The 11,634-nt window shown below is 72.6% G+C and carries 10 protein-coding genes; 6 read left to right on the top strand and 4 right to left on the bottom strand.

The annotated features are described in order from the left end of the window. Nucleotides 1–22: 22 nt before the first annotated feature. A complete protein-coding gene (locus ABT232_RS01100; protein WP_351834057.1) occupies nucleotides 23–655 on the top strand; it encodes an NADPH-dependent F420 reductase in 633 nt (210 codons plus the stop codon). A 92-nt stretch (nucleotides 656–747) separates the two neighbouring features. On the opposite strand, the gene ABT232_RS01095 is transcribed toward ABT232_RS01100, so the two are convergent. Together ABT232_RS01095 and ABT232_RS01090 are read right to left on the bottom strand one after the other, a co-directional pair. Further along, nucleotides 748–1,776, bottom strand: coding sequence for an aspartate-semialdehyde dehydrogenase (locus ABT232_RS01095; protein WP_351834054.1), 1,029 nt, complete (start codon nucleotides 1,774–1,776; stop codon nucleotides 748–750). A gap of 120 nt (nucleotides 1,777–1,896) precedes the next feature. Next, a complete protein-coding gene (locus ABT232_RS01090; protein ID WP_351834051.1) occupies nucleotides 1,897–4,062 on the bottom strand; it encodes a TerD family protein in 2,166 nt (721 codons plus the stop codon). A 118-nt stretch (nucleotides 4,063–4,180) separates the two neighbouring features. Here ABT232_RS01090 and ABT232_RS01085 point away from each other — a divergent pair, with 118 nt between their 5' ends. Both ABT232_RS01085 and ABT232_RS01080 read left to right on the top strand, forming a co-directional pair. Further along, nucleotides 4,181–4,729: an RNA polymerase sigma factor gene (locus ABT232_RS01085; protein ID WP_351834049.1), complete on the top strand. Its 549-nt coding sequence runs from the start codon at nucleotides 4,181–4,183 to the stop codon at nucleotides 4,727–4,729. A gap of 1 nt (nucleotide 4,730) precedes the next feature. Continuing rightward, nucleotides 4,731–5,519, top strand: coding sequence for a hypothetical protein (locus tag ABT232_RS01080; RefSeq protein WP_351834046.1), 789 nt, complete (start codon nucleotides 4,731–4,733; stop codon nucleotides 5,517–5,519). A gap of 70 nt (nucleotides 5,520–5,589) precedes the next feature. Here ABT232_RS01080 and ABT232_RS01075 read toward each other — a convergent pair whose 3' ends face one another. Together ABT232_RS01075 and ABT232_RS01070 are read right to left on the bottom strand one after the other, a co-directional pair. Beyond that, nucleotides 5,590–8,898: a S8 family serine peptidase gene (locus ABT232_RS01075; RefSeq protein ID WP_351834044.1), complete on the bottom strand. Its 3,309-nt coding sequence runs from the start codon at nucleotides 8,896–8,898 to the stop codon at nucleotides 5,590–5,592. A gap of 202 nt (nucleotides 8,899–9,100) precedes the next feature. Next, nucleotides 9,101–9,646 (bottom strand): CGNR zinc finger domain-containing protein, encoded by a 546-nt coding sequence (locus ABT232_RS01070; protein ID WP_351834042.1) that lies wholly within the window; start codon nucleotides 9,644–9,646, stop codon nucleotides 9,101–9,103. Nucleotides 9,647–9,792: 146 nt separating this feature from the next. On the opposite strand from ABT232_RS01070, the gene ABT232_RS01065 reads away from it, so the two are divergent. From ABT232_RS01065 to ABT232_RS01055, 3 genes are read left to right on the top strand one after another with little or no spacing between them, the layout of a single operon-like run. After that, nucleotides 9,793–10,242, top strand: a complete 450-nt coding sequence (locus tag ABT232_RS01065) for a VOC family protein (protein ID WP_351834040.1) — start codon at nucleotides 9,793–9,795, stop codon at nucleotides 10,240–10,242. After that, entirely contained in the window at nucleotides 10,242–11,132 is an 891-nt protein-coding gene (locus ABT232_RS01060; RefSeq protein ID WP_351834038.1) for a pyridoxamine 5'-phosphate oxidase family protein, read from the top strand. The genes ABT232_RS01065 and ABT232_RS01060 overlap by 1 nt, the downstream gene beginning before the upstream one ends. 9 nt (nucleotides 11,133–11,141) lie before the next feature. Beyond that, complete coding sequence (locus ABT232_RS01055) at nucleotides 11,142–11,591, top strand: NUDIX hydrolase (protein ID WP_351834035.1); 450 nt, start codon at nucleotides 11,142–11,144, stop codon at nucleotides 11,589–11,591. The last annotated feature ends 43 nt before the right edge of the window (nucleotides 11,592–11,634 follow it).

Here is an 11,634-nt window from a genome sequence, read left to right as displayed (position 1 = left end):
TACGCCGCCGTACCGTCGAGGCATGAAGATCGCCATCTTGGGGACCGGCCATGTGGGTTGCGCACTCGCCAGGGGCTGGCTGCGGGCCGGTCATGACGTCGTTCTCGGTTCGCGGCAGCCCGAGGAGGCACGCTCGCGCCCGGCGCTGGAGGGGGCACCGGTGACGGACCTCGCCTCGGCCGTCGCCCACGCCCCGGTCGTGGTCAACGCGACGCCCGGCACCGCGTCCGTGGACGTGCTGACCTCCGTGGGGGCGGACGCCCTGGCCGGGAAGGTCCTGCTGGACGTGGCCGTCGGCTTCACCGAGGACGGCTCGCTGTCCCATCCCGGCGAGAGCCTGGGCGAGGAGATCCAGCGGACGTTCCCCGCGACCCGGGTCGTCAAGACGCTGTGCACCGTCGACCGCAAGCTGATGATCGCCCCGGATTCGGTCCAGGGCCCGTCCACCCTCTTCCTGTCCGGCGAGGACGCCGAGGCCAAGCGCACGGTCTCCGGACTGCTGCGCGACCTGGGCTGGCCCGAGGACGCGCTGCTCGACCTCGGCGGTATCGCCACGGCCCGCGGGCAGGAGCACTACAGCCTGCTGTTCATCGGGATCGCCGAGGCGCTGGGGTCGTACGGATTCGGGATACGGGTGGTGCAGGAGGTCTCCTGACCCGCGACCGCGCCCGACCGCGCCCACCGCCGAGGGGGCGGCCCCGGAACCCGGTGGCCGCCCCCTCGCGCCGCGATGGCGTCACTGCGTCCTTACTGCGACTTCTTGGCGGTCAGCTCCGCCGCCACCAGCTCCGCGATCTGCACCGCGTTCAGGGCCGCGCCCTTGCGCAGGTTGTCGTTGGAGACGAAGAAGGCGAGACCGTTGGCCACCGTCTCGTCGCCGCGGATCCGGCCGACGTACGAGGGGTCCTGGCCGGCCGCCTGGAGCGGCGTCGGCACCTCGGTGAGCGCCACACCGGGGGCACCGGCCAGCAGCTCCTTGGCGCGCTCCACGCTGATCGGGCGGGCGAAGCGGGCGTTGACCTGGAGGGAGTGGCCGCTGAAGACCGGGACCCGGACACAGGTGCCGGAGACCTTCAGCTCGGGGATCTCCAGGATCTTGCGGGACTCGTTGCGGAGCTTCTGCTCCTCGTCCGTCTCGTTGAGGCCGTCGTCCACGATCGAGCCGGCCAGCGGCAGCACGTTGTACGCGATCGGGGCGACGTACTTGTTCGGCGCCGGGAACTCGGCGGCCGAGCCGTCGTGGGTGAGCTTCGGCGCGTCCTCGCCGACCTTCTGGACCTGCTCGAACAGCTCGTCGACGCCCGCGAGGCCGGAGCCCGAGACGGCCTGGTAGGTGGCGACCACCAGGGCCTCCAGGCCCGCCTCCTCGTGCAGCGGCTTCAGCACCGGCATGGCGGCCATGGTGGTGCAGTTCGGGTTGGCGATGATGCCCTTGGGCCGGTTGGCTACGGCGTGCGGGTTGACCTCGGAGACCACCAGCGGGACCTCGGGGTCGCGGCGCCAGGCGGACGAGTTGTCGATCACGACAGGGCCCTGCGAGGCGACCTTCTCCGCCAGCGCCTTGGAGGTGGCGCCGCCCGCCGAGAACAGCACGATGTCCAGACCGGTGTAGTCGGCCGTCGAGGCGTCCTCCACCGTGACGCCGTCGAGGACCGTCCCCGCGGAGCGGGCCGAGGCGAACAGGCGCAGCTCGTCGACCGGGAAGTCCCGCTCGGCCAGGATCCTGCGCATGACCGTGCCGACCTGTCCGGTGGCTCCGACGATTCCGACCCTCACGGCGACTCCTTTGCGTGACGTGCGTGCACCCGGCCGGGCTGGGCGGGGCCCTTCCATCATGCGGGGGAGACCGGCGGGTGTGTCCAATCCTTTGCCCGAAGCGTGGACGGTCACTCCTGGTCAGCCACGCCGCTCCAGCCCCCACTCGCCGAAACCGCGGACCTGGAGGAATCCGCTCGGGACGCGGTGCCGGCCGCGGGATCTCCCGATATGACGCACCGGGAACAGGTTTTCGTCCAGCTCGAAGAGATGGATCAGGTCGGACAGGATGTCGTAGTCGTGGGTGAGCAGCATCTCGGTTTCCGGCCCGGTGTGACGTACGACTCCGAATCCGCGGCCCGTCACCCGCCTGCTCCGCCCGCCGATCTCCGGTGCCTCGTCGAGCGGCACCGGCTCGACGCGCCAGCCGACCCCGTCGCCCGCCTGGATCCGCACGAAGCAGGAGCCCTCCGGATCGACCCAGACGGGGCCGACGACGGGACGGCGGCGGGTGTCCGTGTCGGCGATCGTGGTGCGCTGACCGCGCGGATGGTTCAGCGCGTGGGCGGCGAGGTGCCCGGCCTGCTCGGTCGTCCGGCCCAGGCTGAGCAGCGTAGGGGGCCCCTGGTAGCGCAGCAGGGCACTGCCGGTGCCCTCCACGGGGCCCTTCAGCAGCGGCGCCTCCTCGATCGGCAGCAGCCGCAGCCGCCACTCGCCCGCGCGGCGGATCTGCACGGTGCGCCGCGCCTGGCCGGCGGAGAACATCAGATGGCTGCCGCGCTCGCCGTGCCGCCTGCCGTTCATCCACTCGCCGTCGGAGTCGCCGTACTCGTCGAGCAGGGTCACCTCGTGGCCCCGGTCGTCGGCGCCGCGGATCTCGTACTCCAGCAGGGCCGGAAGGCCGGGACGCGGGTTGACCAGGGTGACCGTGGTGTCCCGGCGCCCCTGGTAGACGCCGTCGGCGGGGGCGGCCGAGCCGTCGAGGACGGGAATCGGCGTGGCCTCGAGCCGCCACTCGCCCTCGCCGTTGGCCACGGTCACGAACACCGGGCCGCCGGCGAGCGCGGCGGTCCTGTCGACCCGGCCGATCTCGTTGACGAGGAGCGCGTAGTCGTGCAGGGCGGTCAGCCGGGCGGGGCTGTGAGCGTTGACGCAGAACAGCTCGCCGTTCCTCCCGCCGTCGAACCGCGCCCGGAGATCGGCCGCGGGGCCGTCCCAGCGCAGCACCTCCGGGCCGCTGCCGCTCGCCTCCTTACCGGCGGTGAGCGGGCGCGCCGCGGACAGCGGCCGCACGGTGATCTCCCACGCTCCGGCGAACTGCACCCGCAGCCGCAGCCGGCGGTCCTCGCCCACCACGGCGAGGGCCCGGCCCCGGTACGGGGACAGGGCGCTGTTGTGGACGAGGCGCTCCAGCTTCTTGTCGGCGTCGAGGGTGTCGACGCAGAAGAGGCCATCGTCGTCGTGCCGCCCTTCCACGATCACCGGTCCGGCGGGCAGTTTCACCGAGATCACGCGGTCGCCGCGGCCGCTGCGCGTCCAGGGGCGGAACTCGGTGCCGAGGGGCTCGGCGCGCGCGGTGCGTGCGGCCGGCCTCACGGGGGCGGCGGGCGGGACCGGCTGCGCGGGTGCGGGGGGCACGGCCGGCGCGGCGGGCGCCGGTATCGCTGCGGCTGTCGCTCCCGGTATCGCTCCGGCCGGCGGACCCGCCACCTTCGCCACCCCGGTGTTCACCACCGGCCCGCCGGACACCACCGGCCCACCGGACACCGCAGGCGTCACCGGCTGCGCCACCACGATCCCGAAGTCCGTCGCCAGCCCCGCCAGCCCGGAGTCGTAGCCCTGTCCCACCGCGCGGAACCTCCACGCCCCGTCACGCCGGTAGAACTCACCGAGCACGAAGGCCGTCTCGGTGGACGCGTCCGTCACCTCGTAGTGCACGGCGATGCCGCCGTCCTCCGCCACCGCCTGCACATACAGCCCCGGCACCTGCCCGAAGGTCCCGTCGGCGCAGGACCCGGCGATCACCACCCGCTGGACGGCCGGTTCGACGTCGCGCAGATCGAGTCCCAGCCACTCGGCGAACTGGCCGCCGCCCTGCCCGACGCCCAGGTGACGCACCGCGCCGGACGGATGCAGCGGCTGGTTGTGGAAGACGAGGTCGGCATCGCCCCGTACCCGGCCCAAGGCGTCCAGGAGCAGTGCCGAGGCGTCCACGGCCGGCGTGCCCGGGACCGCGCCGCGGCCGACCGCGACCCGCAGAGTTCCGGCCGGGACAGGCGCGTTGGCGCCTTTGGTGATGTGCGTCATGCGGCACATGCTGACAGTGAGGACGGTGTGAGGAAAAGATCGACGAGGAGATTCCGGAAATCGCGCCGAACGTTTCCGCCCCGTGCCGCGTCATAGGGGAAACGCGGCAAGGAGAGGGGTGGCTGTGCTGCGCAGAATGGCCCGCCGCGGCCAGGGGGCGGACCGGGCGGACCGCGGTCCCGACGACCCACTGGACGCGGCCCAGGAACGCCGGGTGCGGGCGGTGCTCGCACTGGGCGGGGTACCGCAGGCGGACCTGCCGGACGGGGTGCAGCAGGTCCGTCTGCGGTTGCTGGAGCGCGCCGCGAGCGGACGCGAGGCACCGCGGGACGTCTCCGCGTGGGCGGCGGTCGTCGCCTCCAACCTCGCCGTCGACTGGCACCGCGCCAAACGCCGTCAGGAGCGGATCGGTGAACGGCTGGCCTCGCTGCGGCAGCTGGAGCACCCGTCGGGCGAGGACACCAGCGTGCTCTCGGTCGCCGTCGCCCAGGGCCTGGACGAACTGCCCGACCCGCAGCGGCAGGTCGTCGTGCTGCGCTTCTACGCCGACCTGCCGGTGCGCTCCATAGCCGAGGAACTGGGCATCCCGGAGGGCACGGTCAAGAGCAGGCTGCACACGGCGGTACGGGCCCTGCGCGCCCGGCTGCACGAGGACGAGGTGGTGTGACGTGACCGTCGAACGCGACGGGCATGGCGGCGACGACCGCAACGATCCGCTGATGGCCGTCATCACCGGCGAGCCGCTGCCCGACGAGGCCCGCGCCGACGCCGCCCTCCTGGCCGAGCACCGGTCGGCCGAGGCCGATGTGGCGCTGCTGCGCGAGCAGTTGGGCATCATCGGCGCCGCGCTCACCGAACCCGCCCCCGGCACCACCGCCCCCCGCACCGACTCCCCGCACTCCGCCCGGAGCCCGGAGCACGTGCCGGCGCGCCGGCCCCGCCGGCACCGGCCGCTGCGCGTCGCCCGCACCGGCCTCGCCGTGGCCGCCGCCGTCGCCGTCTTCGTGGGCATGGGCTGGCTGGTCTCCCGGTCCGGCCTGGGGGACGCCGACGCGGCGGGCGGGTCGAGCGCCGACAGCGCCGTCGAGAGCTCGCAGAAGTCGGCCGGCCCGCTCGGCAGCGCCGCCTATCTCTCCTGCACCCGGCTGCTCGCCGAGGGGAAGGTGACGAAGGTCGTCCCGGTGCCCGGCACCGGCCAGGAACGCGTCACCCTGGACGTCACCCGGTCCTGGATCCCGGCCGGTGAGGACGCCGCGGACAAGGCCACCTTCGTCAAGGGCGAGGACGCCGTCTTCGGCGCCCCCCGGCATCTGCGCGCGGGCGACCAGGTCCTGGTCGCCGTCCCGCGCCGCGGTGCCGCCGCCGACTTCTGGTTCGTCGGCGAGGAGGACATCGCCCCGCAGCGCAGGGCGATCGACCGGGCGCTGCCGCAGGCGCGGTCCTCGGCCTGCGGATGACGAAGGGCGGGCGCCCGTCGGACGCCCGCCCTCATCGTGGTGTCGGAACACCTCAGGACACTTCAGGACACTACGGAGTGACCTTCTCGATCTTCACGCTGCCCACGCCCGCGACCGTGCCGCGCGCGTTGACCAGCTGGACCTGACCGAAGAACTCGCGTCCCTCGGGGGCGGCCGCGGCGGCGGTGACGCTGCCGGAGACCGTCGCCGTGGCACCCGTGGCGAGCTTCACCGGCGCCGAGTCGTCGACGCTGACCGAGCCGAGCGCGGCGGAGAAGAACACGTCCAGGTAGTCGTACGCGGTGGTACCGGCCGGCACCGCGTAGCCGACGACCTCGACGGTGTACGTACCGGCGGCCGGGTTCGGCACGGAGACCGACTCCTCGGAGTCGCCGTCGGCGGAGCTGCCGACCTCGGTGCCGGCCGCGTTCTTCACGACCAGGTCGAGGTCCGCGGCGGCGTCGGAGACGTTGCCGATGGTGACGTCCAGCGAGGCCGCGCCCGCGGGCACGTCGATCGTGGTGACCTGGGTGTCGCCCTCGGCGATGGTCGGGCGGGTGGCCTTGGAGGAGCCCAGCGGGCCGCCGACCAGCTTGCCGTCGAGCGCGGCGTAGTTGTTGGTCACCTTCCAGGAGGCGGTGGCCGGGGTGCCGACCTTGGCCTCGGGCACGGTCACGGTCTCCGGGTCGAAGGCCACGCCGAGGACGGTGACGTCCAGCTTGTACGGGTTGTCGAGCAGCGGCGACGTACGGCGCGACTCGACCTCGATCTCCCAGACGCCGGGCTGCGGGTCGGCGTACGAACGCACGTCCGGCTTGCAGCCGTTGCCGGCGAGGTAGTTGTTGTAGCAGTACGGGGTGCCGGTCTGGTCGACCGGGACGCCGTACGGGTGGATGGCGATGAACCGGGTCTGGCTGGCGCCCTTGAGGCCGCCGATCGCCACCTCCAGCGACTTCGCGCCCTCGGGCACGGTCACGAAGTACGACTTGGTGCTGTTGCGCTGCACCGAACCGGACGTCGACCAGCTGTGGTTCAGCGGGGCGGCGACCACGACCGTGGTGAGGACCTGCTTGTCGATGCCCTCGGTGCGCGGGTCGTCGACCTCGAGGATCGCGCTCTTCAGGCCCGCGGACTGCGGCGCGGCCTGCACCTTCACGGTGACCGGCTGGTTCAGCGGCAGGCGGACCTCGTCGGAGCCGACGACGCGGAAGGTGCCGCCGGCGTTGTTCTCGAAGTGCAGTTCGTGCCGGATCGCCTTGTCGGCGCCGGACGTACGGGTCAGGGTGATCTCGTACGTCTTCTTCTGGCCGGCCTTCAGGCCGCCCTCGCGGTCGTAGAGGCCCGCGCCGTGGCCCGGCGTCTTCAGGAACTGGTCGATCGCGGTGTCGACCGGCGCCTTGACGCTGTACTCGTGGGCGGTGGCGCCGTCCCGGATCGAGTCCCAGGCGTCCTCGATGTTGATCAGGCCCGCGCCCTCTTCGTAGGCCTGCGTGCCCGCGATGTGGTCGGCGGTCGAGGTGAGCGCCGTGCGCAGCGTCGCCGGCGTCAGCTCGATGCCCTTGAGCTTGGCCGCGGACAGCAGCAGCGCGGAGGCGCCGGTCGCCTGCGGCGAGGCCATCGAGGTGCCCTGGAGCATGGAGTAGCCGGGCGGCAGGCTGTAGCCGGCCTCGGCGACCGGGCCGCCGGGCGACCAGGTCTGGGTGGTGTTGATGGCGGCGCCGGGCGCGGAGAGCGTCGGCGTGAAGCCGCCGTCCTCACGCGGACCGCGCGAGGAGAACGGCATCATGGCGTACTTCTTCTCGACCGCCGAGCCGTAGTTGGCGGCCCAGGTCTCCTTGGAGATGGTCGCGCCGACCGAGATCACCTTGTCGGAGAGGGCCGGGTCGCCGATGGTGTTGGCGCCGGGGCCGGAGTTGCCCGCGGAGATCACCAGCTGGACGCCGTAGGTGTCGATGAGCCGGGTGTACAGCTCCGAGCGGGCGTTGTTGCCGTCGTTGAGCGCCGGCAGACCGCCGATCGACATGTTGACGATGTCGACACCGCGGTTGACCACGAGGTCGATCATGCCCTCGGTGAGCGCCACGTTGGTGCAGCCGCCGGACCAGGTGCAGGCGCGCGAGGAGACCAGCTTGGCGCCGGGCGCCGCGCCGTTCATCTCGCCGCCGAACAGGCCGTTGGCGGCGGTGATGCCGGCCACGTGGGTGCCGTGCGAGCCCTCGATGACACCGATGCTGACGTAGTCGGCCTTGGCGCCGGAGGAGTTGTAGACGACGTCCTTGCGGACCTCGACGACGAACGGGATGCGCTCGGCGATCTCGGTGGCCGGGTTGTCGGTACCGAAGTAGCCGACCTGGTAGCCGTCCTTGTACGGCTTCATCGCCGCGTCGTCGCCGAAGTCGAGGTTGTCGTTCAGGTCGACGCGCACGGTCCCGGCGGCGGCGTCGTAGAGCACGCCCCAGACGTCCGTGGTGTCGCCGTCCCGGTTCAGGTCCCCGGCCATGTCGCCGCCGGTGGTGGCGGACTCGGAGAAGTAGTTGAACCGGTAGCTGCCGGCCGGGGCCTTGAAGGTCTCGGTGCCCAGGCTGGCGGTGGTGATGGAGAAGGCGGGGCCGGCGACCGAGGTGGTCATCCGCCGCCAGGTGCCGTCGCCGTCGGAGACCGGGTCGGTGGCGGTCACCCAGTCGACGATCTTCCGCTCACCGGTGGTCGTCTTCTGGAGCGCCGGGTGGCCGAGGTCGACACCGGAGTCGAGGATGCCGATGGTGATGCCGCGCCCGTCCGCCTTCGGGTGGTCCTCGACGAAGTCGACGGCACCGGTCTCGAAGGACGGGTTGTACGGGTTCTCGGCCGGGGTGTCCTCGTCGGGGGCGGGGTAGCTCCCGGCGACCGCCGAGCCGGCCTTCTTCGCGGTGTCCGCGCTGGGCGTCGGGTCGTCCAGCGGGATCTCCTCGCGCAGGTCGATGCCGTGCACGGAGGAGAGCTCGACGGCGGCGGCGATGGCCGCGTCCGCCTTGCCGGTCGGGACGGTGGCGCGGACGTAGCCGAGCTTGTCGTACGTACGGCCCACGAGACCGCCGTCGACGGAGTCCAGCTGCTTCGCGACCTGCTCGGTCTGGCCGGGCGCGGTCGCCACCATCATGGTCACGCTCTTGTCGCCGGCGGCCTTGGCCTCGGCGAGCAGGTCGGCGTCGTCGGAGCCCAGCTTGTCGTGGGCGGACTTGACGCCGGGGTCGGCCGCGGCGGGGGCGGCCGGATCGGCGGCGAACGCCATCGGTATCGGAGCGGCCGCGGAGAGCGCGGCGACGAGTCCGGCGGCCACGGCGATGCGGGCCACGCGTCTCGCGCCCGATATCGGGTCGCTCTGGGGGGTGTGGGTCATCGGCATCCCTTGTAGGTGAGGGAACGAGCGTGTCGCTTGTCGTCCGGTATGCGATACCGGACGACCGCTCAGCCTTACCCAAGGGACCGGTTTTTGGGGGCGGTTGACCGAAACGATATGGATGTATGGGGAAAACCCGCGATGGGATTTGGGTGGACAGCTCCGGAATGAGGGCAAGTGGCCCGTTTTTCCGGGGCTCTCCTCAGCTGTCCCTCGATCGGGCGTAATGCCGGGACGCCTTGGCGCGGTTGCCGCACACCGCCATCGAGCACCAGCGCCGTGTCCCGTTGCGCGAGGTGTCGAAGAAGTGCAGGACGCACGCCTCGTGGGCGCAGTGCCGGATGCGGTCCGGGGCGGTGGAGAGCAGTGTCAGGTAGTTCCGGGCGGCGAGCCAGCCCGGCCCCCAGGAGGCGTCCTGGAACTCGGCCTCCTCGCCGGGCCCGGCGGCGGTGAGCGTCGCCCGGATCCGCCCGTGCGCGAGAACGGCGTCGACGGCCTCGGTGCCGCCGGCCGGTGTTCCGTCGACCGCCGCGAGCAGGGCGTCCCGGGCCCGGAGCGTGTGCCGCAGGGTCGCCGCGTCGGCGGTGAACCGCTCGCCGAGCCCGTTCGCCGCGAGCCAGACCGCCAGTCCCCGCGTGCCGTCGAGCAGGTCGCACAGGGTCCCGTCGTGCACCCAGCGGGTGTTCAGCAGGTCCAGGGAGAGGGGTTCGCCGGTGAGGGGGCGGGGGTCGTGGGGAGTGGGGGGCATGGGCCGGCGGCTCCTTCGTTCGCACCGCTGCTAACCGGTCAAGGGTACGTGAGCGGTTGACGCTCGCCGTTTCTAACCCCTAAAGTCATCTACAACGGTTAGCCCGGCGGGTCGGTCCCGCCCGGGCCCGACACAAGGGGGAATCCATGACCACCACCCTGCGCACCGGCCACGTCGGCCTGAACGTCACCGACCTCGGCCGCTCGCTCGCCTTCTACCGGGACGTCCTGGGCTTCACGCTGCTCGTCGAGGGCAAGGAGGACGACCGGCTGTTCGCGCTCCTCGGTGACGGCCAGAGCCTGACCCTGGCCCTCTGGGAGCAGGCTGCGCAGCCGTTCGACGGCGGCCGGGCCGGCCTGCACCACCTCGCCCTGGAGGCGGACTCCGTCGAACGTGTCAAGGAGTACGAGGAGGCGCTGCGGGCCTACGGCGCCGAGTTCGCCTACGACGGCGTGGTGGCCCACCGGGAGGGCGCGGCCTCGGGCGGCATCTTCTTCCACGACCCGGACGGCATCCGCCTGGAGATCTTCACGCCGACCGGCGTCGAGGGCGCACCGGCGCCCAACGAGTCCGCTCCGACCTGCGGTTTCTTCTGATGACCGCCGTCTATCACGAGGGCTCGCGCGCCGTGCAGGAACGCGTCGGCGTGCGGGACCTCGCCGACCACGTCGGCCGCTCCATCGGCTCCGGCGTCAAACCGGTCGCGGCGGCCTTCCTGGAGCTCCAGCCGCTGCTGCTGGTGGGCGCGGCCGACCCGGCGACCGGCCGGGTGTGGGCCTCGGCGCTCACCGGCACCCCCGGCTTCGCCCGCGCCACCGGCCCGCACCGCGTCTCCGTCGCGGCCACGCCGGCCGCCCACGACCCGCTCGCCGCCGCGCTGGCGGCCTCCGGCACCGAGGTCGGCACCATCGCCCTCGACCCGCGCACCCGCCGCCGGATGCGCCTCAACGGCGTGGCCGAGCCTACGGAACGGGGGTTCGCGGTGGCGGCGGGGCAGGTCTTCGCCAACTGCCCCAAGTACCTCCAGAAGCGGGAGTCGTACGAGGTGGTGGCGGACCGCGCGCCGCGGCCGCCGCGCCGGGGCACCCGGCTGACCGGCGCGCAGGCGGCGTTCCTCGCGGCGGCGGACACCGCGTTCGTCGCCACCGTCCGCCCCGAGGGCGCCGACGCCAGTCATCGCGGCGGCCACCCCGGCTTCCTCCGGGTCGACTCCCCGTACCTGCTGAGCTGGCGGGACTATCCGGGCAACTCGATGTTCCTCACTCTCGGCAACCTGGCCGCCGACCCGCGCGCGGGCCTGCTGGTCCTGGACTGGACGACGGGCACCACGCTCCAGCTGACGGGGGAGGCGCGCACGGAGTTCTCGGCGGACGGCGATCGCACGGTCCGCTTCGCGATCGAGGCGACGGTCGAGACCCCGGCCGCGCTCCCGCTGCGCTGGTCCGCACCGCAGTACTCCCCGGCCAACCCGCTCCCGGCGCGCTGACGTCGGGTGATGCGGCGGAAGTTGAGGGTGGCGGCCTACGCCATATGTGTCCGTGACGGTCAGGTCCTGCTGGCCCGCTCCCCGGCCCCGGACGGTGGCCGTGAGTGGGTGCTGCCGGGCGGCGGCGTGGAGCACGGCGAGGACCCGTACGACGCGGTCCGCAGGGAGCTGCTGGAGGAGACCGGCTACCGCATCGAGGTGGCCGGTCTCCTCGGCGTGGACTCCCTGCGCCGCACGGAACCGCGCCGGGGTCTGTACGGCCCGGTCGACCTGCACGCCGTACGGCTGGTGTACGGCGGCCGGGTCGTCGGCGGCGAGCTGGCCTTCGAGGTCGGCGGTTCCACGGACATGGCGGCGTGGCACGACCTGGACGCGGTGGACGGACTGGTGAGGGTGTCCCTGGTGGACATCGCGCTGCGGATGTGGCGGGAGCGGGAGCAAGAGGGAGATGGTGCATGACAATGCAGGGGGTTGCATGACAATGCGAAATGTTGCATAGTTT

The sequence above is a fragment of the Streptomyces sp. NPDC001532 genome (assembly GCF_040298625.1).
Classification (GTDB): Bacteria; Actinomycetota; Actinomycetes; order Streptomycetales; family Streptomycetaceae; genus Streptomyces.
This window is presented reverse-complemented; position numbering and strand designations above follow the sequence as displayed.